This window comes from Patulibacter sp. NPDC049589, assembly GCF_040675535.1.
Classification (GTDB): domain Bacteria; phylum Actinomycetota; class Thermoleophilia; order Solirubrobacterales; family Solirubrobacteraceae; genus Patulibacter.
In genome coordinates this window covers 23,477-47,399 of sequence record NZ_JBFAPC010000011.1, presented here as the reverse complement: position 1 = coordinate 47,399, position 23,923 = coordinate 23,477, and the positions used below count along the sequence as shown (strand labels likewise).

Sequence of the window (23,923 nt, the reverse complement as noted above, 5' to 3'; positions counted from 1 at the left end):
GAGCGCACCGCAGGAGAACAGGGGGCACGGGGGTCGCGGCCGGGAGGACCGCGGCCCCCGTCGCCGTGTGTGGGCGGGACCGGCCGGGACCGGTCGTCCGTCCCGGCCGCGGGCGAACTCTTCTCCCGACTCGGCGCGTCGGGCGCGGGGATCCTGCGCTGCGCCGTCGTCAGCGTGCGCCCGCTCCTCGCGTCGCGCAGGCGAGGCGAGGCGGGTAGGGCGTGGGGCGGACCAGGCCCTACAGCCCGACGGTCGCCAGGCGACCGACGATCTCGTCGGCGTAGCGCGTGTGGAAGCTCGGGTCGAAGACGACGTCGAGGTCCAGGCCCTCGCAGCGCGGGTCCGCGGCGGCGAGCTGCTTGAGCGGCGTGCGGGTGTCCCACGCGCGCTGGGCCAGCTCCTGCGCGGTGCGGTACGCCTCGTCGCGGACGAGGCCGTTGGTCTCGATCAGCGCGAGCAGCAGGCGCTGCGAGAACAGGGCGCCGGAGGTCAGCTCGAGGTTCTCGAGCATCCGGTCCTCGTGGACGACGAGGCCCGAGACGACGCGCGTGGCGAGAGACTGCATGTAGTCCAGGGCGATGGTCGCGTCGGGCAGGATCACGCGCTCGGCGCCGGAGTGCGAGATGTCGCGCTCGTGCCAGAGGGCGACGTTCTCGACGCCCGCCTGGGCGTAGCCGCGCAGGACGCGGGCCAGGCCGGTGATGCGCTCCGTCGTGATCGGGTTGCGCTTGTGCGGCATCGCCGACGAGCCCTTCTGACCCTTCTTGAACGGCTCCTCGGCCTCGCGCACCTCGGTCCGCTGCAGGTGGCGGATCTCGGTGGCCAGGCGCTCGAGGCCGGCGCCGGCGAGCGAGATCGCCTGCAGCAGCTCGGCGTGGCGGTCGCGCGGGATCACCTGCGTGGACATCTGCTCGGCCTGCAGGCCCAGGCGGGCCAGCACGCGGGCCTCGAACTCGGGCGAGGTCGCGGCGTACGTGCCGACCGCGCCGGACAGCGCGCCGACGGCGACCTGCGCGAACGCGGCCTGCAGGCGTTTGGCGTTGCGGTCGGCCTCGAACGCGAAGCCGGCCAGCTTGATGCCGAACGTCGTGGGCTCGGCGTGCACGCCGTGGGTGCGGCCGACGCAGACGGTGTGGACGTGCTCGCGGGCCTTGGCGGCGAGCGTCTCGGCGACCTCGTGGGCGCCCGTGACGAGGATCTCGCCCGCCTTGCGGATCTGCAGCGCCAGGGCGGTGTCGAGCACGTCGGACGACGTCAGCCCGTAGTGGATCCAGCGGCCGCCGGGACCGGCGTCGGCGGACAGCACGTCGACGAACGCGGCGACGTCGTGGTCGGTGATCCGCTCGCGCTCGTGCACGGCCTCCGCGGTGAACGTGGCCTTGCGGATCTGGACGAGATCGTCCTCCGTCGGCCCGTCCATCTCCTCGCACGCGGCGACCTCGACCTCCCGCCAGCTCTCGAACTTCGCGTCGTCGGTCCAGACGGCACCGATCTCGGGGCGGGTGTAGCGCGGGATCATCGCGGCCGATTCTCGCGGATCGGGGGCCGCGGGCGCGGTGCGGCGGTGGTCGTCGGACCGCGGGGCGGGGCGTGGGTGCTGCGCGGCGGGCGTGGGGCGGAGCGGGCCGGCGTCCGGCGCGCGGCGCCCCGCCGCCCTCAGCCCACCACCCGCGGCAAGAACTCCGGTCGGTCAGCCCCCAGCGTCGTCGTCGCCGCCCAGCGGGGGACCAGGTCGCCGATGCGGCCCGGCGGGGCGACCACGCGGACCGGGCGGGGTGCGCCGGCCAGGGGGACGAGCAGGTCGCCGGGGGCCGGGTCCTCGCCGCTGCCCGTCCGCTCGCCGGTGCCGACCGAGCAGAGCCAGTGCGCCGTCCGGGCGAGCGAGAGCGACGCCGGGCGCGGGCGCACACCGCGGGCGACGGCCGCGAGACCGAGCAGCGCCGCGGCCGCGGCGAGGTAGCCCGTCGCGTGGTCGAGCGCCTGGGCCGGCAGTGCGCCCGGGGCCCAGTCGTCGCCCTCGATCGCCGCGATGCCCGTCGGGCACTGGACGAGCGAGTCGAACCCGCGCCGACCGCCCCACGGGCCGACGCCGCCCCAGGCGGAGAGGACCACGACGACGAGGTGCGGGTGTCGGGCCGCCAGCTCGTCGGCGTCGAGGCCGAACCGGGCCAGCGCGCCGGGCCGGTACCCGTGGACGATGACGTCCGCCTCCCGCAGCAGGCGCTCGAGGGTCTCCCGTCCGTCGGGCGTCCCCAGGTCGAGGTCGGTGCTGCGCTTGCCGGAGAGGGTGTCGACCGCCGTGGCCGGCGACTCCGGCAGGTCCGGGCCGTCGATCCGCAGCACGTCGGCACCCCAGGCGGCCAGGGTCCGCGTGGCGACCGGGCCGGCGATCACCCGCGTCAGGTCGAGGACCCGCAGGCCCCGCGCCGCGCGGCCGGGGACGCCGGGGGCCGCGCGGCGACGGTCCGCCGCACCGCCAACGGCCGCCGCACCGCGACCGTCCGCCGCGCCGCCACCGCCGGACGACGACGAGCCGCCTCCCCCGGCCCCGAACCGCACCAGCGGCTCACCCGCCACCGCCCGGCCCTGCGGATGCCGCGCCCACTCCTCGAGCGTGCGGACCGCGAAGCCGAGCGCGCCGGCGGCCGCCAGAGCGTCCTCGAGCTCGACGGCCCGCCACCCGGCGATCGCCCGCGCCACCGCGTCCGGATCGTCGCTCGTGCCGAGGAGCTCGAGCGCGCGGCGGCGGTGCCAGGGGTAGTTCGCGTGCAGCCGGATCCAGCCGTCGGAGGTCGCGAAGAAGCGCGAGAGCGGTGCGAACGACGACGAGGACGGCTCCCCCTCGACGCGGGCGAGCCGCTCGCTGCGGGCCGCGAGGGCGACGTGCCGGAGGTCGACGCCGACCAGGTCGGGATCAGTCCTCCGGTGGGCTCCGGCGACCCCCGAGCCATCGACGTCGCGGCCACCGTTGGCTCCCGCGCCGCCGATGTCACGTCCCCCGGCGACCGCCGGGCCGTCGACGTCGCGCCCCGCACCGGCGTCCGGGGCGAGCGCGTCGCCGCGACCGGCGTCGAACGCCTCGCGAGCGTCGCTGCCGCGCCGACCGCCGCCACCCCGCGCCGCATCGAGCACCGCGGCCGCCATCGTCGACGCCGCGATCGCCGCGGTCATCGCCGGGAGGACCGGCAGGCGGGACGGGAGCGCGCCGACGTCCTCGCCGGTCACCTCCAGCGCCGGCCGGGACGCGCCGGGCCCCGCCAGGGCGGTCCAGGCCTCGTCGAGCAGCGCGGCGGTCGGGTCGGCGGGCACGCCCATCCCCCGAACCTAGATGATTGATTCCGCGATCCCGCGCGCAGCGGCAGGCCCGGTGCGTGGCTGACCGGCTCGCCGGGTCCCGCGCGCCGCAGGACCCGCACGCCACGATCGCGGCACTCGTCGGGCCGACGCCCTGCCCCCGGCATGCGACCCGCCTCCCGGACCGGCCGCGGCCACGGACCGGCCTTCGGGCCCCGCCGCCGCGAGCGGTCGCCGGCCCGTCCCGCCGTCCTCAGCCCGCCAGCGTCTGCGCGCGCTCCGCCACCTCGGCCGAGCGCAGGAAGCCCGGGCGGTCGCTCGTGATCGCGTCGATGCCCAGGGCAGCGGCGCGGCGGGCCAGCTCGAGGTCGTTGATCGTGCCGCTGGTGACGCTCAGCCCGCCCAGGCGGAGGTCCTCGACCAGGCGGGCGTGGAGGAGCTGGGGCTCGACGCAGACGCCGCCGACGCCGTGGCCGATCGCCCAGTCCAGCAGCGCCGGCGTGGGGACGTCGGACCAGACGACGAGCCGGGCGTCCTCGCCGCGGGCGGCGGCGACCTCGCAGGCGACCGCGTGGAACGAGATGACCTCGACGCCGTGGCGCTCCGGACGCCCCTGCAGGGCGTCGCAGACGGCCTCGGCGGTGCGGGCGGCGAGGTCCGGGTCGCCGTGCGCCTTGACCTCGAGCTGCAGCGGCATGCCGTTGGGGATCTGGTCCCACAGGTCCTCGAGGACCATCGGCTGCTGGGCGGTCTTCACGCCGTGGCGGTCGCGGAGGTACGAGGCCTCGATGTCCGCCCAGTCGGTCTCGTGGGCCCAGCCCTTGATCGTCGTCCCGAGCTGGAGCCACGGGTCGTGGATCACGGCGATCCGGCCGTCGGCCGTCAGGCAGACGTCGGTCTCGAGGCCGTCGACGGGGCCGGCGAGCGTGCGGCGCAGGGCCCGCCGCGACGAGTCGGGGCCCTTGTCGCGCCCGAAGCGGTGGGCGTAGAGCGGCGGGAGTCCGGCCATGGACCCAGATTCCGCCTCGGCGCGGCACGGGATGTCACCGGGAAGTGACCGCCGCGTGGTGCCGCTGTGAACGGCCGCTGTGCAGGGATTCCGTGTCCGGCCCGCTGCGGCGGGCAGCGGGCCGGCGGGCCGGTCCCCATCGTGTGGCGCCGACACGTGCCCGGGCCGCGAGAACACCGGCTGCGCGGCCGCCCGTCCCCGCCCCGAGCGGGTGGACGATGCGCCCCACCGGCAGGGCCCGGGCCGGGGGCCCACTAGGTTCTGGGCATGGCCTCGGTGCAGTACCCGCAGATCCTGGAGGACCCGCTCCGCAACCGCGGGACCGCCTTCACGGCCGAGCAGCGTCGCGTGCTCGGGCTCGACGGGCTGCTGCCACCGGCGATCGAGACGCTCGACGAGCAGGTCAAGCGGTCCTACGAGGTCTTCTGCCGCCGGCGCAGCGACATCGACAAGTACGTGAACCTGCGCGAGCTGCAGGACACGAACATCGTCCTCTTCTACCGGCTGCTGGTGAACCACCTGGAGGAGGTGCTGCCGATCGTCTACACGCCGACGGTCGGCCTCGCCTGCCAGCGCTTCCACCGGCTGTTCCGCCGCCCCCGCGGGCTGACGCTGAGCTACCCGATGCGCGACCGGCTGCCGGAGCTCCTGCGCAACCGGCGCCAGAAGGACGTCGACGTCATCGTCGTCACCGACGGCGAGCGGATCCTCGGCCTGGGCGACCAGGGCGCCGGCGGCCTGGGCATCCCGATCGGCAAGCTCGCGCTCTACACCGCGATCGGCGGCCTGAACCCCGGGCGGACGCTGCCGATCGTGCTCGACGTCGGCACGAACAACCAGGAGCGGATCGACGACCCCGGCTACCTCGGCTGGCGCCACGAGCGGATCCAGGGGCAGGAGTACCACGACTTCGTCGAGCAGTTCGTCACCGCCGTGGAGAACGAGCTGCCCGGCACGCTCGTGCAGTGGGAGGACTTCGCGTCGACCAACGCGCGGCCGCTGCTCGACCGCTACCGCGACCGGATCTGCACCTTCAACGACGACATCCAGGGCACCGCGGCGGTCGCGCTCGGCGCGCTGATCGGCGCGGTCAAGGTCGCCGGTCACCCGCTGGAGGAGCAGCGCGTCGTGATCCTCGGCGCGGGGTCGGCCGCGATCGGCGTTGCGGACGAGGTCCGCGCGGCGATGGTCGACGAGGGCCTCACGCCCGACGAGGCCCGCCGCCGCTTCTGGGTCGTCGACATCGACGGCCTGCTGACGACCGACCGCACCGACCTGACCGACGCCCAGCGCGTCTACGCCCGCGACGACGCCGGGGACGCCGTCCCCTCGGGCCCGGCGCCGCGCGGGACGACCGCGGGCGACGGGGCCGCGCCCGCGCACCTCGTGGGGCCGTTCCCGCCGAACGCCGGGCTCGCCGACGTCGTCCGCGCCGTCCGGCCGACGGCGCTGATCGGCCTGTCGACCGCCCGCGGCGCGTTCACCGAGGAGGTCGTCCGCGAGATGGCCGCCCACGTCGACCGGCCGATCATCCTGCCGCTGTCGAACCCGACCGCACGCGCCGAGGCCGACCCGCGGGACCTGATGCGCTGGACCCGCGGCCGCGTGCTGATGGCGACGGGCTCGCCGTTCCCCGAGGTCGAGTACGAGGGCCGCTCGGTCCGCGTCGCGCAGTCCAACAACGTCTACGTCTTCCCGGCGGTCGGGATGGGCGTCGTGGCCGCCCAGGCCGCGCGGGTGACCGACCCGATGCTCCGGGCCGCGGCGCGGTCCCTCGGGTCCCTCTCCCCCGCGCTGACCGACCCGCACGGCACGCTGCTGCCGCCGATCTCCGAGCTGCGCGACGTCGCCGACCACGTCGCCCTGGCGGTCGCGCTGGCCGCGGTGCAGGACGGCGTCGCCCCGCACCGCGACGAGGACGACCTGCGCGAGCGCATCGCCCGGGCGCGGTGGGAGCCCTCCTACGCGGAGTAGGCGGACGGCGGTCGCGTCGAGTTCTGGACCTCCCGGGTACCGAACTCGACGAGTCGCCGGTGGCGGCCCGCGGCCGGCGGCCGGCGGCCGGTCGCATCGACTTCTGCACCTCCCAGGTACCGAACTCGACGAGTCTCCGCCGCCCGCCCCCACCGGCGGCCGGTCGCATCGACTTCTGCACCTCCCAGGTACCGAACTCGACGACGACGGCGACCACCCTCAGCCGATGAACGGCCGCGCCAGGTGCCAGGTCGCGACCGTCGCCGCGTCGATCACCTCGCCGCCGGACACCATCGCGTCGAGCTCCGCCGGGGTCACGGTGCGGGAGCGGAGCATGCCCTCCTCCTCGGCGTCCGGGCGGGCGGCGCCGGGGCGCAGGTCGGTCGCCAGCCAGGCCGTGAAGATCTGGTCGGACATGCCCGGTGCGAAGGCCAGGTCCGCCAGCCGCCGCAGGTGCCCGGCGGTGTAGCCGGTCTCCTCCTGCAGCTCGCCGCGGGCGATCGCCTCGTGGTCCTCGTCCGCGCCCTCCTCGTGGTGGGCGCCCTGCGGGAACTCCCACGACCAGCGGTCGATCGGGTACCGGTGCTGGCCGACGAGGTGGACGACCTCGCCGTCGAACGGCACGACGACCGCCGCATGGGGCTTCATCACGACCGCGTACATCCCGGGACGCGGCGTCCCGTCCGGGTGCGGGCGCTCGATCACGTCCTCGCGCACCACCATCCACGGGTTCCGGTACGCCTCGCGGCTGGAGACGGTGCGGGCGCGCGGCTGGTCCTCGGGCGTGGTCACCCCGGGGAGTCTGGCGGACGGGCCGGGCGGCGCCGACGTCGCCCCGGTGCCCGTCCCGCCCCACACCGAGGTCGTCGACCGCACCCGCGCCCGCCTCGACAGCGCCGGCCCACCTCCACCCGATCACGACGCCGCGCCCGCCTCGACAGCGCCGGCCCACCTCCACCCGATCACGACGCCGCGCCCGCCTCGACAGCGCCGGCCCACCTCCATCCGATCAGGACGCCGCGCCCGCCTCGACAGCGCCGGCCCACCTCCACCCGATCAGGACGCCGCGCCCGCCACCGCCCCGAGCCCCAGCAGCTCGATCGACCGGTCGCGCATGACGTTCTCGCGGACCTTGCCCGTGACCGTGAGCGGGAACTCGTCGGGCCGGCGTCGCGCCGCCCGGCCACCCGCGGGGCCGCGCCCCGACGACCCGGCCGCACGCCCGGGCCCCGGCCGCCGGAAGCCGGGTCAGCCCTCGTACCGCTCCACCGCGCGCTCGGCGATGTCGCGGCGCAGCTGGCGGCCGTCGAAGATCACGCCCTGCGCCGTCGCGTAGGCCGACTGGCGCGCGGCGGACGGGGACTCGCCCAGCGCGGTGACGTTCAGGACGCGTCCGCCGGCGGTGACGACGCGGCCCTGCTCGTCCAGCGCGGTGCCGGCGTGCGTGACCTCGGCGCTCGAGGGTGTCGCGTCCAGGCCCTTGATGACGTCGCCCTTGTGCGCCGACGCGGGGTAGCCGCGGGACGCCAGCACGAGCGTGACGGCCCAACGCGGGTCCCACGCGAGCTCGACGCCGTCGAGGCCGCCGGGCTCCGCGTCCGGGCCGCCGGCCGCGGCGGAGGCGAGCGCGTAGAGGTCGCTCTGCAGGCGCGGCAGGACGGCCTGGGTCTCGGGGTCGCCGAAGCGGGTGTTGTACTCGAGGACCTTGACGGTGCCGGTCTCGGCGTCGACCATCAGGCCGGCGTAGAGGACGCCCGTGAACGGGATGCCGCGGCGGGCGAGCTCGTCGACGACCGGCTGGTGGACGGCGGCCGAGATCTCGGCGACGCGCTCGGGGCCGACGCCGACGACGGGCGAGTAGCTGCCCATCCCGCCGGTGTTCGGGCCGCGGTCGCCCTCGAAGATCCGCTTGTAGTCCTGCGCCGGGGCGAGCGGGACGGCGCGCTCGCCGTCGCAGATCGCCAGCAGCGAGACCTCCTCGCCGCCGAGGAACTCCTCGACGACGACGGCCGCGTCGCCGAACTGCTGGTCCTCGAGCATGTCGACGAGGGTCGCGCGGGCGGTCTCCTCGTCCTCGGCGATCACGACGCCCTTGCCGGCGGCGAGCCCGTCGTACTTCAGGACGACCGGGTAGCCGGCGACGGCCGCCATCCCGGCGTCGACCGTCGTGACGGTCTCGTAGCCGGCGGTCGGGACGCCCGCGGCGATCATGATCTCCTTCGCGAACGCCTTGCTGCCCTCGAGCCGCGCGGCGGCCGCGGTCGGCCCGAACGCCGGGATCCGCTCGGCGCGCAGCGCGTCGACGAGGCCCGCGACGAGGGGGACCTCGGGCCCGACGACGACGAGGTCGGCGGCCAGCCCCTGCGCGAGCGCGACGAGCCCGGGGACGTCGTCGGCGGCGACGTCGTGGACCTGCGCGTCCGCGGCGATCCCTGGGTTGCCGGGCGCCGCGTGGACGTCGAGGGCCTCCACGGAGGTGCGGAGGAGCGCGCGGACGATCGCGTGCTCGCGACCTCCCGCACCGACGACGAGAACCTTCGGCATGCCCGGCACGCTACCGGCGCGGAGGCGGCGCCGCCCGGCGGGGAGCGGCGTTCACCGACTCGCGGCCGACCGGCGCCGGGCGCGCCGGCGCGCCGCTACGGCGCCGCGGTGCGGTCGCTGTAGAGCGCGGACGCGCGGAGCTTGCCCTTGACGATCACCGCGCGGGTCCAGGCGACGGTGAAGCGGCCGTCGGGGAGCGCGCCGATCGCGGCGGACCCGAACGCGTTGCTGCGGTCCAGGAGCTGCTCGTCGGTGAACTGGTCGATCGTCTCGGGCGTGCCGAGGGTCCCGCCGGCCGGCCGGAATGCCGCCTGGACGGCGACGCCGCGGTCGCCGTTGGAGCCGCCGATCGGGCGCTCCTGCTCGCGGACGAGGACCAGGCCGGTGGCGCCGGTCTTGTCGGAGGAGGTGATCGCGTGGATGCGGCCGGCGGCGGCGATGTCGCGCGGGGTCCCGAGCGGGCCGGTGGCCTCGCCCTCGGCGACCCGCGGGATGTCGTGCGCGGTGCCGTCGGAGACGCTGCCGACCTGTTGGTTCCAGGCGACCGTGGGCCGGCCCGCGCCGTCGACCGTGGAGACGAGCGCGCCGCCGGGGGCGCGCACCGCGGTGCCGCCGTTGTCGATCGGCTTGGGGACCGCGAAGCGGACCTTGTCGGTGTCGCGCGTCGTGGCGCGCACGACGTAGGGCTTGGTGCGCTCGGTGGCGGCGTCCTGCTCGCCCCAGGCGACGACCGCGCGGCCCTTGCCGCCGATGGAGGCGGTGGCGGCGGGGAACCCGGGACCGCCGCGGCGCAGCGTCTGCGGCTTGCCGAGCTCGTCGCGGCCCATCGAGAGGGAACGCACGTAGAGCCGGCGCGTCTTGTCGGTCGCGCCCACCTGATAGACGATGACCGCGCGGCCGCCGGCGCCCGCGGCGACGGCGAGCAGGCGGCTGGACTTCGACGTGCTGATCTTCTTCGGCTTGCCGAGGCGGACGGTCTTGGCCTTCGCGTCGCCCTTGCGCCAGCTGGCGTAGACCCGCACGACGCCGTCGTCGCCGACGTCGCTCCAGGCCATCACGACGCTGCCCTTGGCGTTCCCGGCGATCTGCGCGGGCTCGTCCAGGACGGCCGTGCCGTGCGAGCGCTGGACGCCCAGCTCCGCCGACGCCGTCTTGCCGACCGAGACGCCGAGCCGGTAGTTCGTGAGGGTCAGGCTCTTGGTGCCGCCCTTGCCGTCCGGGACCGTGCGCTTGACGGTGCCCATCGGCTTCTGCCGCGCCCAGACGAGGCCCGTCCCGTCGTACATGACCGGGTCCTGGATGAGGCCGGAGAGCGTGCGCAGCGCCCCGGGGGAGCCGTCGGCCTGGACGCCCATGAGGCGCGTGTTGACCCTCTTCTTGGCGGAGCCGCGGGCCCCCACGATGCGGGAGCCGGAGGGATCGACCGTCAGGCCGGTGACGCCGACCCCGGTGTCGAGCTCCACCCCGGGTGACCAGTCCGCGGACGCGGCGGCCGGCACCGCGAGACCCAGCACCGCCGCGGCGAGAGCCACTGCGGGCGTTCGAGGGCGGACACGGGGCGAGAGAGGCACAGGAGATGAGGTATTGGTCCCCGGACGGACGGGCGCCCGCCGGACCGACGACGGTAACGCACATCTGCGCCCTGTCACGCCGGTGAGAGCCGCCTCTCACGGAACCCTCACGCGCCGGGGTGACTGCCGCGGGTGGATGCCAGGCGTCGTGGACCGAGGAGGTCGGTGCTGGCGACGCGAGAGCGGTACCCGGCCGGCGGTGCGGGTGGATGCCAGGCGTTCGTGGACCGAGGAGGTCGGTGCGGGCGACGCGAGAGCTGTGCACCCGCACTGCCGAGTGTCGCCCGTGCCGAGATCCGAAGCGTCCACGGACGCCTGGCGCCGCCCGCCTAGATGCCGGCGATGAAGTCGTCGACCGGGATCGCGGTCAGCGTCTCGAACGAGCCCGTGCCGCGCGAGGACAGCTCGAGCGAGATCCGGGCGATCGTCTGCTCGTCGGGGGCCTCGACGACGTTCACGAAGTCGTACTGGCCGAGCACGGCCCACTGGGCGGTGACGGTGCCGCCGAGGGCCTCGACCTCCTTGTTGACCTCGCGGATGCGGTGCGGGTTGTTCTTGATCGTCTGCACGCCGTCAGGGGACAGGCGGGTGAGCAGCACGTAGGTCGGCACGGATCGGCTCCGGTATCGGGTGTGGGCCATCGCGACGACGACCCGGGGACTGCGCTCGTTCTACCCGATAGCGGGGACGATGTGGGCCCGGATCGTCACGGACTCGGTCGCGTTGTGTGAGCAAAGCACGCTCTTATGTGTGACGCGTACGATGGCCCGCATGTGGAGCGGCCCGTCGTGACGCGCAGGACGAAGATCGCCACCGGCGCGGCGGCGGTGGTCGTCGTCGTCCTGATCCTCGCCGTGGCGGTGCTTCCCGGCGTCGCCCGGAGCGCGGCGAAGGACAAGGTCCGCGACCGCGTCGGCGACGACAGCGCGAAGGTGTCGGTCAAGGGCTCGTGGCCGAAGCTGCTGACGGGCAAGGCCGACGAGGTCGTCGTGGACACGCCGACCGTCGCGGGCAGCCAGGAGGCCCCGCTGGGCGAGCTGCTCAAGGACTCGAAGAAGGTCGGGAAGACCGACGCCCGCATCGGCCGGATCCAGGTCCAGGGCCTGACCCTGCGCGACGTCCACGCGATCGTCCAGGACGGCCGCGTGCAGGCCACCGCGAAGCTCTCCATCAAGTCGCTGACGAAGCTCGTCCCCCTCGGCGGCACGCTCAAGTCGCTGCCCGCCGGCGCCGAGGGCCAGCCCCGGTTCCAGGTGACGGTCGACGTGCCCCTGCTCGGGTCGACCACGGTGAGCGCCGCGGTCGCCGCCGTCGACGGGGCCGTCCAGGTCGCGGCGGAGAACCTGCCGATCCCCGTCGCCATCACGGTCTTCTCGGACCCGTCGATCTCCGTGACGTCCGTCGAGGGGCGCGCGAAGGGCGACGAGCTCAGCATCGCCTTCACCGGCGCCGTGAACTGAGCCGCACCGTGGCGCGTCGCGATCCGGTGGAGCGCGACGCCTTCGGCCGCCCGGTCGAGCGGCGGACGGGCCCGCCGCGGCCCGCGGGGCCCGGGGGCCGCCCATCCGCGTCGCCGGTGCGACCGTCGACCCCCGCGTCGCCCGCGGACGCGCGTCCCGGCCGGCCCGAGGAGCGGCCGGACCTCCGCGTCCCTCCGCCCGAGGAGCGGCCGGACCTCCACGTCGCCCCGCCCGGGGACCGCGAGCGCGGCCATCCCGTCCTGCGACCGGTCCACGACCCGCCGGCCGCCCCGCCGGCGCACGACGGCCTGGCGCCCGCGTGGACCGCTCCGCCCCCGGACCGCGATCGCGGCCACCCCGTCCTGCGCCCGGCCTCGCCGTCGGGCGACGTGTCGTCCCCGGAGGGCCACGCCGTCCCCGCCGGGACCGGCTGGGTCCCCGACGCGCCCGTCCCCGCCGGCGCCGTCCCCGCCGGGGGCGTCGGCGCGTCCAACGGGACGGCCGGGATGGCCCTCGTGCTCGCGATCGCCAGCCTCGTGGTCCTCCCCGTCCTGCTGTCCGTCCCCGCGATCCTGCTGGGGGTCCGCGGCCGGCGGCGGGCGCGCGAGCTCCCGGGTGCCCCGGGCCTCGGCACCGCCACCGCCGCCGTCGTCCTGGGGACCGCGACGCTCGTCCTGCCGATCCTGTTCGTCGTCGGCCTGGCCGCCGCGTCGGCCGGTCCGGTGGCCGGCTGACCGTCCCGTCCGTCGCGCGAGCGGCGGGGCGCCCGCCCGGCCCTGCCCCGGCCGTCCGGCCGGACGGCGCACGGGACAAGGCCGCCGACACCGCTTGGGCCACCGGTCCAACCAACCGACCCGGTCGCCCCCGTACGCTGGTCTCCAGTGATCGAGAAGTCCTTCGCCGCACTCCCCGATGCTCCGCGGAGCGTTCCCGTCCCCGCCGAGCACCGTCTCTGCCCCGGAGCCGGCGCGTCGCTCCTGCTCGACGGCTTCCGCCTCGTCGGCGTCGCGGCCGACGTCCCCGCCCGCGGCGGACGCCACGCGATCGTCGCCGGCCGCGAGCTCGCGATCTTCAACGTCGGCGACCGCTTCGTCGCGGTCGACCGCGGCTGCTATCACGACCACCTCGACCCGTTCCACGGTGAGGTCGTCGACGGGCACCTGACGTGCCCCGACCACCGCTGGAGCATCGACTCCTGGAGCGGGGCGGACGCCGACGGCGGCCCCCCGGTCCGCATGCACGACGCGCTCGTGCGCGACGGCCTGCTGTACGTGCGGCTCGCCGCCGACCTCGACGTCTGATACGCATTTGCTTTCAGGGTGAGGGTGTTGTGGCCCACGCGCGTCGTGTGAGGATTTTGAGGCGTTCGGGGATGTCGGTCAGCCAGGTCAGGGCCTTGGTGAGGACGGTTTCGACGGCGTCCATCGAGCGCATGATCTGGTTGTCGAACCAGTGCTTTCGGAGGAGCGCCCAGATCTGTTCGACGGGGTGCAGTTCAGGGCTGTAGGGCGGCAGCGTGATCAGCTCGACGTTGTCGGGAACGTCGAGTTCGTGGGTGATGTGCGAGCCCGCACCGTCGGTGATCAGGCACACCAGGTCGCCTTCGAACCGGCCGGCAAGCGTGTCCAGGAATGCCTGGAAGCACTGCTTCTCCATCGACGGCAGGATCAGCGAGCACGTCTGGCCGTCGGAGGGCGAGACAGCGGTGTAGGCGTCGGTGTACTGCCGGATCACTTGGCAGCCGTCGACCGGCCGGACGCCGGGTGGTGCCCAGCACCGCACGGGGCGGTTCATTCGTCCGAACCGGGCTTCGTCCATGAACATCAGTCGCACCGGGAGGCCGCTCCCGTTGCGGGCGATCGCTGCTTGGATCAGCTCTGGGAGGTTTCCTGAAACGCCTTCCGGCGGGCGGGGTCGCCGTCGGGGTGCGTCGGTCTGTGAGCCAGCCGCCGCGCCTGACGGCGCATCGGGATCTCGTGGGGTCGCCAGACGGCCCCACGACTGTTCCGGGCGGGGACCGTCGTGGAGACTTCGCACTCGAGGTGCAAGGTTTTCCGGTCCCGCCGGCCACTTAGACGACATGAACGACGCCCAGCGAGAAGCCGCGGTGCGCAGAGCGATGCCAATCGCCCTGCGCACCGCCGCGGGAATCCTCGGCAGCCGCGAGGAAGCCGCCGACATTGCGCAGGAGGTCGCGATCGACGTCTACAAGACCGCCGAGAGTCTTCGCGACCCGGGCGCGTTCGATTCGTGGGTGCAGCGCATCGCGGTGCGCCGAACGATGCGGGTTCTACGCAAGCAGAAGGATCGCCAGACCGTTCCTCTGGCGCTCGCGCTCGAGCTCGAGGGGTTGCCGGAGAACGGCACAGACCGAGAGCTCGCGATCGCGGCCCGTGCGGCGCTGATCCAGGCGTTTGCGCAACTCCCCGATCGGCAACGTGTCGCCCTCGCGCTGCGCTACATCCATGACCTCTCCGACCACGAGATCGCCGAGGCGATGGGGTGCCGGACTGGCACCGTGCATTCCCTCCTCTCCCGCGGGCGCGCCACTCTGCGTCGCTCGCCCGCCCTGCGCGAACTCGTCCTCGACCTGGAGCCGCTCCGATGACCGTCACCCCGCACGACCCGACCGACCCCTGGGCGCAGGCGGTGCGCAACGCGATGAGCCCCGCCCGCGCACTGGAACCCACCGAGGACGAGATCCAGCGCGCACTCACCGCCGCGCGCGCTCAGGCCGCTCCGCGCCGGCGCGTTGCGTCGCGCTTCGTGACCTCCACGACGATCCTCGCGACGCTCTTCGGCACCATCGCAGTGGTCCCGGCCACCCGCGCCGCCGTGAGCGACGCGTACGGCACGCTCAGCGAATGGGTGTCCGGAGACGGCAGCGAGCAGCCCGGGCGGGCCGTCACCGCCGACGACGAAACGCCCGAGTGGATCACGGCGAAGACCGAGGGGACCAAGCGCTTCATCGCTGGCAGGAACGGCGCCAACATCTACGTCGTCCGCGACGGCGATCAGCTTTCGATCGCCTTCGGCAGCGGCTCCGGGATCGGCTCGACGATCGACGAATGGCGTGAGCGCTTCCACGCCGACAAGATCGTGCCACTCGGCTTGGGTACGTTCGCTCGAGGGCGAGACGTGGACGGGGTCTCTCTCGACAGCAAGAATCGCCGCGCGTTCATGGGCCTCACCGCCAAGATCGTCACCCGCGTAGAGCTGAGCTACACCACCGGCGCTCCGACGACTGTCGACAACGTCCACGACGGCTTTGTGCTCCTGGCGGACGCCACGCGGCGCCCCGACAAGCTGACCGCATACGACAGCCACGGCGCGACGGTAGAGACCCGAGACGCAAGCAACCTCGATCTCCGCGTCTGCAGCGACGCACGCGGATGCCCTCCCGGCACCCCCAAGCCGAACGTCGAGTATCGCCCGGAGATCGAACCCGGCGCCGCGTTCCTGCCTCAGACCCACTGAGAACCGAGAAGAGGCGACCGCGGAAGCGGTCGCCTCGAGCACGAGCCCGTCGACAAGCCACTGGCGCAGGGCCTCTCCACTCAGGTTGGGGCAGTCCTAACGAACTGCTGGCCACCGCCACCCGGTCGGCCCGCAACGACGGGTTCGAGCAGCTGCTGCTCTGGACCCGCAAGCACGCCTCGGGCGACGAGCCGGGGTGACGCTCCTGTGGCGTCGCGCTGGGCGGTCAGGCTCAGCGGCGCAGGAGCCGCACCGCGTGGTCGACGACCGGGCCGAGCACCGGGACCGCCTCGGCGGCGGCCTTCGGCGAGCCCGGCAGGTTGACCACGAGCGTCCGTCCCCGCGCCGCCGCGACGCCGCGGGAGAGCGGCCAGGCGTGCGTGTGCTCGCGGGACTCGAGGCGCAGGGCCTCCGCGATGCCGGGAACCTGCCGGTCGCAGGCGTCGAGCGTCGCCTCGGGGGTGACGTCGTCGATCGTGCAGCCGGTGCCGCCGGCGGTGAGGACGAGGTCGCAGCCGTCCTCGTCGGCGAAGCGCGCGATGGCCGCGGCGATCGCGGCGCGGTCGTCGGGGACGCGGTGGGCCACGGCGACGTCGGCGTGCAGCGCGGCGGCGAGGTCGCGCAGCGCGAGGCTGCCCGGGTCGTCGGGCGGGCCCTCGGCTCGGGACGTGGAGACCGTGAGAAGGCCGACGCGGATCGGCGGGTCCAGCGGCTTGGGAGCGTCGCGGGCGCCCGGGACGGCCTGGGCCGGGGAGGCGGCGGTCGCGGCCTGCGTCGCCGGGGTGACGGGCGTCCCGGGGGCCGGCGGGACCACCGCGACCGGAACGGTGTCCCCCGCCGTCCCGGCGCCGGCCGCCGGCGGGGCCGGGACCGGCGTGAGGAGCGTCGCCGCGGTGAGGGCCTGGACCGGGACGCCGACGGTGCCGTCGCCCGGCCGGAAGCGGGCGTCCCACGGGGCCGGGCCCGCGAAGTCGCCCGTCCGGCCGCCGCTCTTGGCGATCAGCGCGACCGGGCCGACCGCGATGCCGCGCTCCACGCCCTTGACCATGTCGTAGACGTTGATCGCGGCGACCAGCGCGGCGGTCATCGCCTCGATCTCGACGCCGGTCTTGCCGACGGTGCGGGCCTCGGCGTGGATCCGGACCTGGCCGAGCCCCGGCACGACCTCGGCGGAGACGTCGACCTTCGTCAGCGCCAGCGGGTGGGCCAGCGGCACGAGGTCCGGGACGCGCTTGGCGGCGGTGATCCCCGCGATCCGGGCGACGCCGAGGACGTCGCCCTTCGGCAGGTCGCCGGCCGCGATCCGGGCGGCGGTGGACGGCGTCGTCGTCAGCAGCGCGGCGGCGACGGCGCGGCGCTCGGTGATCTCCTTGCCGCCGACGTCGACCATCGTGGCCGACCCGTCGGGGCGCAGGTGCGGCAGGTCCCCGCCGGGGTGGCGCTCGCCGGGATCGCCGCTCGCGCCGACGCCGGCCGGCGCGGGGGCGGCGGGCGTCGCGGAGCCGACCGGCGCCGCAGTGCCGCCGGTGCCGTCCGGTGCGCCGCCCGTCGGCGGGACCGGGGCGACGGGCGACCCGACCGGCGGGGGCGTCCCCGCCACCCACGTGCGCTCGTCGCCGTCGACCTCCTGCTTCCAGATCGGCGCCTCGGCCTTGATGCGGTCCAGGGCCTCGCGGGCCGCGAGGAACGCCTCGCCGCGGTGCGGGGCAGAGACCGCGACGACGACCGCCGCCTCGGGCCACGGCACCGCGCCGACCCGGTGCTCCGCGGCCGCGGAGACGGCCCCGTGCTTCGCGACGACCTCGCCGAGGATCGTGGCGATCCGCTCGGCGGCCATCTGCTCGTGCGCCTCGTAGTCCAGCTGCGGGACGTCGCGCGGGGTCCCCGCGAACGTCACGATCGCGCCGGCCTCGCGCCGCGCCACCAGGGCGTAGAGAGCCGACTGATCGATCGGGGCGGCGGTGGCCGCGGCGCGGACGACGCCCGGGGGCAGGTCCGTCGCGTAGGCGCTCGCGGGGGCGGCGGGGACGGCCGGGGGCGTCGGGTCGCCGGGACGTCCCGCGCGCGGGCGATCGGCGGCGTCGCTGGACGCCGCGCCGGGGCTTCCCGTGCCGTGACCACCGCCCACGTCGCCGGGCGCCGCGCCGGTCCCGGCATCGTCGCCGCCGTCCGGCGCCCCGCCGCTGACCGGCGGGATCAGCGCGAGCTCGACGTCGTCACGCAGCACCGTCGTGCCGTCGGCGTACTCGCGGTCGACCGCCAGGACGATCGACGCGTCGTCGCCCGGGGCCGCGACGCCCAGGGACGACCAGAGCGCGGCCGCGGCGTCCGCGGCCGTGGCGCCGGCCGGGAGGTCCAGCTCGGCGCGTGCGACGCCGGCGTGCTCGCGCAGGCCCGCGAACAGCCGCACGCGGACCCGGATCGTCCCGGCGCCGCCGCTCCGGTCGTGTGTCGAGGCGCTCACGGTCGTCGCGTCACTCATCGCCGCGGATGGTCGTGCACGGAGCCCCAGGCGTGCGCCCAGCCGTCCGCGGCGTCGAGCGGGACGACGTCGACGACCGCACCGGCGGGCTGGTCCTCGCCGGCCGGCACGATCGCCAGGGCGTTGGCGCGGCCGAGCGAGCCGAGCAGGTGCGACGCCTGTCCGTCGAGGACCGAGACCGCCAGCGTGCCCTCGGGGTAGACCTGGACGCAGGCGCGGCGGGCGGCGGTGCGATTGCGCAGTGCGGCGGCCGGGGCGGTCAGGCGCCCGCGGAGCGGCAACGCCGGCGGGCGGCCCAGCGCGGCGTCCAGCGCGGCGCGGACGAGCAGGACGGCGGTGACGAAGACCGACGCCGGGTTGCCCGGCAGGCCGATCACCGGGACGTCGGCGGGACGGTCGGGGCCGGCGGGCAGCGCCCCGAGCCACGTCGGCTTGCCCGGCTGCAGGGCGATCCGGAAGAGGTCCTGGCGGGCGCCGAGCGCCTCCAGCGCGGGTCGGACGTGGTCGTGGGGGCCCATCGACATGCCGCCGCAGACGACGACCAGGTCGCCGGTGGCGGCGGCGATCGCGGCGACGGTCGCGGCGCGGTCGTCGGGGAGCGCCACGGCCTCGGCGACCTCGCAGCCCCACGAGCGCACCAGGGCCGGGACGACGACGCCGTTGACGTCGTGGACCGCGCCGGGCGGCAGCTCGGCGTCGGGGCCCGCGCCGCGGACGACCTCGTCGCCGGTCAGGAAGACCGACACCCGCGGACGCCGGCGGACGCTGACGTGCGTGAAGCCCGCGCCCGACAGCGGCGCCAGGTGGTGCGGCTCGATCCGCGTGCCGGCCTCGACGATCGCGCCACCGGCGGCGAGGTCGGTCCCGGCGGCACGGACGAAGGCGCCCGCGCGCGGGGCGGCGGAGAAGCCCGCGCCGGCGTCGGACTCGGCGACGTCCTCGTACGGGACGATCGCGTCCGCGCCGTCCGGGATCACGGCGCCGGTCGCGATCCGGATCGCCCGGCCCGCGCTCAGCGCCCGGTCCGCCGGCACGCCCGCGCGGGACTCGGCGTCGACGGGCAGCGTCACCGGGGCGTCGGCCGTCGCGTCCGCCAGGTCGGCGGCGCGGACCGCGAAGCCGTCCATCGCGGAGCTCGCGAAGCCCGGCAGGGCGTGGATCGCCGCGACATCCGCCGCGGTGGTCCGGCCGACGGCGTCGGGCAGCGCCACGTCCTCCGGCGGCAGGTCGAGCCCGGCGCCGAGCCGGCGCGCGAGCGCGATCGCGTCGTCCAGCGGCGTGAGGTGCTGGGGTGGGCTCATCCGCCGATGGCGCTCATCGGGCGATCCGGCGGGCGGAAGCCGGGCTTGTGCATCTCGTGGCCCCACTGCTTGCCCGCCACCGCGCGGCGGATCATCGCGACCAGCTCGTCGCCGGACGCCCCGTCGCGCAGCGCGCCGCGCAGGTCCGTCTCGTCGTGCGAGAAGAGGCAGGTGCGCAGCTGGCCGTCCGCGGTCAGCCGCAGCCGGTCGCAGTCGGCGCAGAAGGACTCCGTCACCGACGAGACGAAGCCGACCTCGCCGCCGCCGTCGCGGAAGCGGAAGACCCGCGCGGTCGACGACGGCGCGCGCTCCAGCGCGTCGACCGGCCAGCGCGCGTGGATCAGCGCCCGGACCTCCTCACCGGTCAGCACGTGGTCCTCCGTCCAGGCGCCCGAGGCGTCCAGCGGCATCACCTCGATGAACCGCAGCTGCAGGCCGCGGGCCCGGGCGAACGCGACGAGGTCGACGCACTCGTGCTCCGTGATGCCCTTCAGGGCGACGGCGTTGAGCTTCACCTCGACACCGGTCCGTGTGCCGTCGGGCCGGACGGACCGGTGGCGGTCCAGCGCCGCGATGCCCTCGAGGACGGCCGGCAGGCGGTCGCGCCGGGTCAGCTCCGCGAAGCGCCGCTGGTCGACCGAGTCGATCGACACGTTGAACCGCGACACCCCGGCCGCGACCAGCGCGTCGGCGTGGCGGGCCAGGCGCACGCCGTTGGTCGTCATCGAGATCTCCTCGATGCCCTCCACCGCGGCGATCCGCTCGATCAGTGCGGGCAGGTGGGCGCGCGCGAGCGGCTCGCCGCCGGTGATCCGCACCGTCCGGACGCCCAGGCCGGCGAGGACCTCGACCAGGCGGACCGTCTCGTCGTCGTCGAGGCGCTCGTCCTTCGGCAGCCACGAGATCCCCGACTCCGGCAGGCAGTACGTGCAGCGCAGGTTGCAGACGTCGGTGACCGACACGCGCAGGTCCGTGACCACCCGGCCGAAGCCGTCCGACAGCGGGGCGACGGGGGGACGCGGGGCGAGGGCCGGGGTCGCGGCACCCGTGGGCTCCGGGGTCACCCGACCGAGTGTACGGGCGCCCGGCGGCGGCGAGCGAGGCGCGGGCTTGGCCGGATCGACAGCGGCGGCGTCCTCCCGGGCCGATCGGCCCGGCCCGGGCGACCGCGCGGACGCCGAAGGACCCGCGGCGGGCTGTCGGTCACTCGACGAGCAGGTACGTCACGTCGGTCTCCCACTTCCACGGATCGTGCTCCTCGAACGGGCCGACCCGGAAGTGCTCGACGGACCCGCGAAACGCGGTGCCGTCGGGCGCGGGGCTCCTGGCGACGGTCTCCCGCTCCTCCTCCGCCCACTCGTGAACGACGCGGTGGGCGCCCGCGAGCCCCGCGTAGCCGCCGCGGTGCAGGACGACGAGCCAGCGGCCGGCGGGCAGCTCCCCCGCGTGGACGACGCCATCGCCGTCGACCGGGCCGGCGAGCGGGACGGCGCTCTCGAACGTCGCGGGCGGCGGGCCGTCCCCGGGGACCGCGGTCTCGTCGACGACGAGGTAGCGGATGAACGGGGCGCCGGCGGGCGCCAGGCCGTGCGCCTCCGCCCAGCGGAAGACCGCCGGCATGTCGCGGTCCACGGCGGCCCGGAACTCGGCCTCCGTCGTCGCCCTCGCGGTGATCGCCGCGTAGTGCTGCGCGGGCCGGCGCTCGATGCGGGGCTGGTGGTGGGCCCGCGGCGTCTCGGTGCTCATGGGCCCAGGACGGTGCAGGGCGCGGGAACTCATCGGTCGACGTGCAGAGGACGCGGCGCGGCGACCGTCACGACGTGGTGCCGTGTCGGCTCGGGGCCTTCGCGAAGGACCAGACGATGGCGATCGACGTCGACGTCAGGGTGGCGAAGGCCGCCACCTACGTCGTGCGCGCCGAAGGGCCGGATCGCGCTGGCCGGGGTCGACGAGGGCGTCGAGGCGGGCGGGACGCAGGACGTCTTCCTCGGCAGGACCAGCGCGGCGCCGAAGCGGATCCGCGAGGGCCCGAAGGGCGGCCGGCGGCGGCGGGTCGCCGACGAGGCGGGACGGTCCCGTCACCCCTCCGCGCCGCGCTCGACCATCACCGACGTCGACTTGACGGTGGCCGTCGCGGGCATCCCGGGGACGAGCCCGAGCTCCTCGACGGCGTCCCGCGTGACGACCGACGTGATCCGGTGGGGCCCGGCCTCGATCTCGACGACGGCCATCACGCCGTCGACCTCGACGGACAGAACCGTCCCCGGGAAGCGGTTGCGGGCGGAGAGCCCGTCGCCGGTGCGATGGCGCTCGGGCGACGGGCTGAGGCGCGTGATCTCGGCCCGCGGCACCCGCCGGCGGTTGCGCTCGTCGCGGGTGGTGGCGATGCGGCCGGAGGCGTCCCAGCGGCGCAGGGTGTCGGCGCTGACGCCGAGGGCCTTCGCGGCGTCGCCCAGGGAGAGGTCGTCGCTCATGAGGGCGCAGCGTTGCACAGGCCCCGCCCAGGCGTGCGGAGCATCGGACGTCCGGCGAGCTCCGCCTCAGGCCGCCGCGGCCGACCACTCCTCGCGCGCGCGAGGGCGCTCCACGGGCCGCTCGTCGACCGGGATCCCCGCGCGCCAGAGCGTCTCGCGCTCCGCGTCCGTGAGCTCGGCCGGGCCGTCGGTCAGGACGACCACGTCGGCGCTCCAGCCCCTCAGGAGGACGGCGCGGCGACGACGGGGCCGTCGTCGAGCGTCAGCGCGAAGCACGAGGCCGTCCGCTCGCCGCTCACGACGCGGCCGTCGCGGACCTCCACCGTCGGGTAGGCGGCCAGCTCGGCACGACCGCGCGCGTAGAGCTCGGCCGGGGGCAGCCCGTCGTGGCCGAGCAGCCCGCCGATGCCGTGGGCCGGCCGGTTGCTCTGCTCCCCGGCGTCGATCAGCAGCACGCGGCGGCGGGCGCGGCCGAGCACGAGGGCCGTGCTCAGCCCCGCCGCGCCGCCGCCCACGATCACGCACTGCCAGGGGGTCGTCTCGTCATCCATGCCCCGATCGTGGCGCCGGCCCGACGATCTGGCAATCTTTCGTGCCATGTCGGCACATCACCCCGCAGAACCGGCCGATGATGGGATCGCGTCCCGCGCCGCGTCGTCCCCGGAGCCCGCCGCGGACGACGTGCAGACGCGGGTCCGGGCGCGGCTGCGGGCCCTGCGGACGGAGCGCGGGCTGACGCTCGCCGAGGCCGCCAGGCGCGCCGGGATGGACCCGTCGAGCCTGAGCCGCCTGGAGTCCGGCGCCCGCCGCCTGACGCTCGACCACCTGCCGGTCCTCGCCCGCGCCCTGGGCGTGACCGTCGACGACCTCCTCGAGTCGCCCGCCGCCCAGGACCCGCGGGTGCAGGCCGTCCCGCGCACCCGCGACGGCATGACGTTCTGGCCCCTGAACCACCACCCGTCCGGGTCCGGCCACCACGCGTTCAAGATCCGGCTGCCGAGCGACCGGCGCGAGCCGATGCCGCGCGAGCACGAGGGCTACGACTGGCTCTACGTGCTGTCCGGGCGGCTGCGCCTGGTGCTCGGCGAGGAGGAGTTCGTGCTCTCCCCCGGCGAGGCCGCGGAGTTCAGCACCCGGACGCCGCACTGGATCGGCGTCGTCGACGAGCCGGTCGAGCTGCTCGGGCTGTTCGGCCCCGAGGGCGAGCGCGTCCACCTACGGGCGTGAGCCGGAAGCTGGGATCGCTTCTCGCGCGCGTCGGTGCCACGCTTGCCGCATGAGCGACCCAGGGAGCGACCGGACGTGAGCGCCGCGGACACCCACGCGGGCCACGACCACGTGCCGGGTGACGGCCCGGACGACCACGCCGGGCACGACCACGGCGCGGCGGGCGACCACGCGGGGCACGACCACGGCGGCGGCGGGCACGGCCACGTCCACGGGGTCTCGGCCGACGCGAACGTCCCGAAGCTCGCGACGGCCCTGGCGCTGATCCTCGGCTTCATGGCCGTCGAGGTCGTCGTCGGCCTGATCTCCGGGTCGCTCGCGTTGCTCTCCGACGCGGCGCACATGCTCACCGACGCGGCCGCGATCGCGCTGTCGCTCGTCGCCGCGAAGCTCGCGCGTCGGCCGGCGAAGGGCGCGATGACGTTCGGCCTCAAGCGCGTCGAGATCCTCTCCGCGCAGGCCAACGGGGTCACGCTCCTGATCCTCGCGGTGATCATCGCCATCGAAGGCGTGCGCCGGCTCTTCGACCCGCCGGAGGTCGAGGGCGGGCTGATCCTGGTCGTCGCGCTGGCCGGCATCGTCGTGAACCTCGCGGCGACGTGGGTGCTCGCGCAGGCCGACCGCCGCAGCCTCAACGTCGAGGGCTCGTTCCAGCACGTGCTGACGGACCTGTACGCGTTCATCGGCACCGCCGTGGCGGCCGGCGTGATCATGGCCACCGGCTTCGAGCGGGCCGACCCGATCGTGTCGCTGATCATCGCCGCGCTGATGCTGCGGTCCGGCCTGGGCCTCGTGCGGGCGTCGGGTCGGGTCTTCCTCGAGGCCGCCCCGCGCGGCGTGGACCCGGACGAGATCGGCCGGTCGCTGGCGGCCGAACGCGGCGTGGTCGAGATCCACGACCTCCACGTGTGGGAGCTGACGTCGGGCTTCCCGATGCTCTCCGCCCACGTCCTCGTGGGCCGCGACGCCGACTGCCACGGCACCCGGCGGTCGCTCGAGCACCTGATCCACGAGCGCTTCGGGATCGAGCACACGACGCTCCAGGTCGACCACGAGGGCGGCGACCTGCTGAAGATCGAGCCGCGGGCGGGGTAGGCGTCGACCCTCTCC

The 23,923-nt window shown here is 75.6% G+C and carries 23 protein-coding genes; 8 read left to right on the top strand and 15 right to left on the bottom strand.

The window, feature by feature from the left end; translation table 11 throughout:
• Positions 1-238 precede the first annotated feature (238 nt).
• The 3 genes from purB to AB0L40_RS03620 form a co-directional block, all read right to left on the bottom strand.
• Positions 239-1,519: an adenylosuccinate lyase gene (purB, locus tag AB0L40_RS03630; protein WP_364349303.1), complete on the bottom strand. Its 1,281-nt coding sequence runs from the start codon at positions 1,517-1,519 to the stop codon at positions 239-241.
• A 137-nt stretch (positions 1,520-1,656) separates the two neighbouring features.
• On the bottom strand, positions 1,657-3,315 hold the full coding sequence (locus AB0L40_RS03625) for a CoA transferase (RefSeq protein ID WP_364349300.1): 1,659 nt from the start codon (positions 3,313-3,315) through the stop codon (positions 1,657-1,659).
• 232 nt (positions 3,316-3,547) lie between these two features.
• The gene (locus AB0L40_RS03620) at positions 3,548-4,303 is read right to left on the bottom strand and encodes a glycerophosphodiester phosphodiesterase (RefSeq protein ID WP_364349297.1); all 756 of its coding nucleotides are present in this window, start codon (positions 4,301-4,303) and stop codon (positions 3,548-3,550) included.
• A gap of 267 nt (positions 4,304-4,570) precedes the next feature.
• Here AB0L40_RS03620 and AB0L40_RS03615 point away from each other — a divergent pair, with 267 nt between their 5' ends.
• Positions 4,571-6,277 carry an NAD-dependent malic enzyme gene (locus AB0L40_RS03615; RefSeq protein ID WP_364349294.1) on the top strand — a complete coding sequence of 569 codons (1,707 nt, stop codon included), beginning with the start codon at positions 4,571-4,573 and terminating at the stop codon, positions 6,275-6,277.
• 219 nt (positions 6,278-6,496) lie between these two features.
• Here AB0L40_RS03615 and AB0L40_RS03610 read toward each other — a convergent pair whose 3' ends face one another.
• The 4 genes from AB0L40_RS03610 to AB0L40_RS03595 form a co-directional block, all read right to left on the bottom strand.
• The gene (locus AB0L40_RS03610; protein WP_364349291.1) at positions 6,497-7,069 is read right to left on the bottom strand and encodes an NUDIX hydrolase; all 573 of its coding nucleotides are present in this window, start codon (positions 7,067-7,069) and stop codon (positions 6,497-6,499) included.
• Positions 7,070-7,525: 456 nt separating this feature from the next.
• Positions 7,526-8,821, bottom strand: a complete 1,296-nt coding sequence (gene purD, locus AB0L40_RS03605; protein ID WP_364349289.1) for a phosphoribosylamine--glycine ligase — start codon at positions 8,819-8,821, stop codon at positions 7,526-7,528.
• A gap of 95 nt (positions 8,822-8,916) precedes the next feature.
• A complete protein-coding gene (locus AB0L40_RS03600; protein WP_364349286.1) occupies positions 8,917-10,353 on the bottom strand; it encodes a hypothetical protein in 1,437 nt (478 codons plus the stop codon).
• 368 nt (positions 10,354-10,721) lie between these two features.
• Positions 10,722-11,003: a GYD domain-containing protein gene (locus AB0L40_RS03595; protein WP_304787241.1), complete on the bottom strand. Its 282-nt coding sequence runs from the start codon at positions 11,001-11,003 to the stop codon at positions 10,722-10,724.
• Between the two features lie 162 nt (positions 11,004-11,165).
• On the opposite strand from AB0L40_RS03595, the gene AB0L40_RS03590 reads away from it, so the two are divergent.
• From AB0L40_RS03590 to AB0L40_RS03580, 3 genes are all read left to right on the top strand, one after another.
• Positions 11,166-11,852, top strand: coding sequence for a hypothetical protein (locus AB0L40_RS03590; protein WP_364349282.1), 687 nt, complete (start codon positions 11,166-11,168; stop codon positions 11,850-11,852).
• A gap of 116 nt (positions 11,853-11,968) precedes the next feature.
• Complete coding sequence (locus AB0L40_RS03585) at positions 11,969-12,586, top strand: DUF4190 domain-containing protein (protein WP_364349279.1); 618 nt, start codon at positions 11,969-11,971, stop codon at positions 12,584-12,586.
• A 147-nt stretch (positions 12,587-12,733) separates the two neighbouring features.
• A complete protein-coding gene (locus tag AB0L40_RS03580; RefSeq protein ID WP_364349276.1) occupies positions 12,734-13,153 on the top strand; it encodes a Rieske 2Fe-2S domain-containing protein in 420 nt (139 codons plus the stop codon).
• A gap of 13 nt (positions 13,154-13,166) precedes the next feature.
• On the opposite strand, the gene AB0L40_RS03575 is transcribed toward AB0L40_RS03580, so the two are convergent.
• Complete coding sequence (locus tag AB0L40_RS03575; RefSeq protein ID WP_364349273.1) at positions 13,167-13,685, bottom strand: IS630 family transposase; 519 nt, start codon at positions 13,683-13,685, stop codon at positions 13,167-13,169.
• 247 nt (positions 13,686-13,932) lie between these two features.
• On the opposite strand from AB0L40_RS03575, the gene AB0L40_RS03570 reads away from it, so the two are divergent.
• On the top strand, positions 13,933-14,460 hold the full coding sequence (locus AB0L40_RS03570) for a sigma-70 family RNA polymerase sigma factor (RefSeq protein WP_364349270.1): 528 nt from the start codon (positions 13,933-13,935) through the stop codon (positions 14,458-14,460).
• A complete protein-coding gene (locus AB0L40_RS03565) occupies positions 14,457-15,329 on the top strand; it encodes a hypothetical protein (RefSeq protein ID WP_364349267.1) in 873 nt (290 codons plus the stop codon). Before AB0L40_RS03570 ends, AB0L40_RS03565 begins: the two co-directional genes overlap by 4 nt.
• A gap of 232 nt (positions 15,330-15,561) precedes the next feature.
• Here the strand turns inward: AB0L40_RS03565 and moaC are convergent, their stop codons facing one another.
• The 7 genes from moaC to AB0L40_RS03530 form a co-directional block, all read right to left on the bottom strand.
• Positions 15,562-17,811 carry a cyclic pyranopterin monophosphate synthase MoaC gene (gene moaC, locus AB0L40_RS03560; RefSeq protein WP_364349264.1) on the bottom strand — a complete coding sequence of 750 codons (2,250 nt, stop codon included), beginning with the start codon at positions 17,809-17,811 and terminating at the stop codon, positions 15,562-15,564.
• Positions 17,808-19,112, bottom strand: a complete 1,305-nt coding sequence (gene glp / locus AB0L40_RS03555; protein WP_364349261.1) for a gephyrin-like molybdotransferase Glp — start codon at positions 19,110-19,112, stop codon at positions 17,808-17,810. Before glp ends, moaC begins: the two co-directional genes overlap by 4 nt.
• The gene (gene moaA / locus AB0L40_RS03550; protein WP_364349258.1) at positions 19,109-20,176 is read right to left on the bottom strand and encodes a GTP 3',8-cyclase MoaA; all 1,068 of its coding nucleotides are present in this window, start codon (positions 20,174-20,176) and stop codon (positions 19,109-19,111) included. The genes glp and moaA overlap by 4 nt, the downstream gene beginning before the upstream one ends.
• Before the next feature lie 139 nt (positions 20,177-20,315).
• Positions 20,316-20,858 carry a GyrI-like domain-containing protein gene (locus AB0L40_RS03545; protein WP_364349255.1) on the bottom strand — a complete coding sequence of 181 codons (543 nt, stop codon included), beginning with the start codon at positions 20,856-20,858 and terminating at the stop codon, positions 20,316-20,318.
• Between the two features lie 332 nt (positions 20,859-21,190).
• A complete protein-coding gene (locus AB0L40_RS03540; RefSeq protein WP_364349252.1) occupies positions 21,191-21,586 on the bottom strand; it encodes a helix-turn-helix transcriptional regulator in 396 nt (131 codons plus the stop codon).
• Between the two features lie 66 nt (positions 21,587-21,652).
• A complete protein-coding gene (locus tag AB0L40_RS03535) occupies positions 21,653-21,790 on the bottom strand; it encodes a hypothetical protein (protein ID WP_364349249.1) in 138 nt (45 codons plus the stop codon).
• Positions 21,791-21,807: 17 nt separating this feature from the next.
• The gene (locus AB0L40_RS03530; protein ID WP_364349246.1) at positions 21,808-22,137 is read right to left on the bottom strand and encodes an FAD-dependent oxidoreductase; all 330 of its coding nucleotides are present in this window, start codon (positions 22,135-22,137) and stop codon (positions 21,808-21,810) included.
• A 46-nt stretch (positions 22,138-22,183) separates the two neighbouring features.
• On the opposite strand from AB0L40_RS03530, the gene AB0L40_RS03525 reads away from it, so the two are divergent.
• Positions 22,184-22,813, top strand: a complete 630-nt coding sequence (locus tag AB0L40_RS03525; RefSeq protein ID WP_364349243.1) for an XRE family transcriptional regulator — start codon at positions 22,184-22,186, stop codon at positions 22,811-22,813.
• 75 nt (positions 22,814-22,888) lie between these two features.
• Positions 22,889-23,908, top strand: a complete 1,020-nt coding sequence (locus tag AB0L40_RS03520) for a cation diffusion facilitator family transporter (RefSeq protein WP_364349240.1) — start codon at positions 22,889-22,891, stop codon at positions 23,906-23,908.
• Positions 23,909-23,923 lie beyond the last annotated feature (15 nt).

What these genes read in the sequence shown, in the direction of transcription:
- purB (WP_364349303.1), bottom strand. Translation starts at nt 1,519, where the DNA reads ATGATCCCGCGCTACACCCGCCCCGAGATCGGTGCCGTCTGGACCGAC.
- AB0L40_RS03625 (WP_364349300.1), bottom strand. Translation starts at nt 3,315, where the DNA reads ATGGGCGTGCCCGCCGACCCGACCGCCGCGCTGCTCGACGAGGCCTGG.
- AB0L40_RS03620 (WP_364349297.1), bottom strand. Translation starts at nt 4,303, where the DNA reads ATGGCCGGACTCCCGCCGCTCTACGCCCACCGCTTCGGGCGCGACAAG.
- AB0L40_RS03615 (WP_364349294.1), top strand. Translation starts at nt 4,571, where the DNA reads ATGGCCTCGGTGCAGTACCCGCAGATCCTGGAGGACCCGCTCCGCAAC.
- purD (WP_364349289.1), bottom strand. Translation starts at nt 8,821, where the DNA reads ATGCCGAAGGTTCTCGTCGTCGGTGCGGGAGGTCGCGAGCACGCGATC.
- AB0L40_RS03570 (WP_364349270.1), top strand. Translation starts at nt 13,933, where the DNA reads ATGAACGACGCCCAGCGAGAAGCCGCGGTGCGCAGAGCGATGCCAATC.
- AB0L40_RS03565 (WP_364349267.1), top strand. Translation starts at nt 14,457, where the DNA reads ATGACCGTCACCCCGCACGACCCGACCGACCCCTGGGCGCAGGCGGTG.
- moaC (WP_364349264.1), bottom strand. Translation starts at nt 17,811, where the DNA reads ATGAGTGACGCGACGACCGTGAGCGCCTCGACACACGACCGGAGCGGC.
- glp (WP_364349261.1), bottom strand. Translation starts at nt 19,112, where the DNA reads ATGAGCCCACCCCAGCACCTCACGCCGCTGGACGACGCGATCGCGCTC.
- AB0L40_RS03545 (WP_364349255.1), bottom strand. Translation starts at nt 20,858, where the DNA reads ATGAGCACCGAGACGCCGCGGGCCCACCACCAGCCCCGCATCGAGCGC.
- AB0L40_RS03540 (WP_364349252.1), bottom strand. Translation starts at nt 21,586, where the DNA reads ATGAGCGACGACCTCTCCCTGGGCGACGCCGCGAAGGCCCTCGGCGTC.
- AB0L40_RS03530 (WP_364349246.1), bottom strand. Translation starts at nt 22,137, where the DNA reads ATGGATGACGAGACGACCCCCTGGCAGTGCGTGATCGTGGGCGGCGGC.
- AB0L40_RS03525 (WP_364349243.1), top strand. Translation starts at nt 22,184, where the DNA reads ATGTCGGCACATCACCCCGCAGAACCGGCCGATGATGGGATCGCGTCC.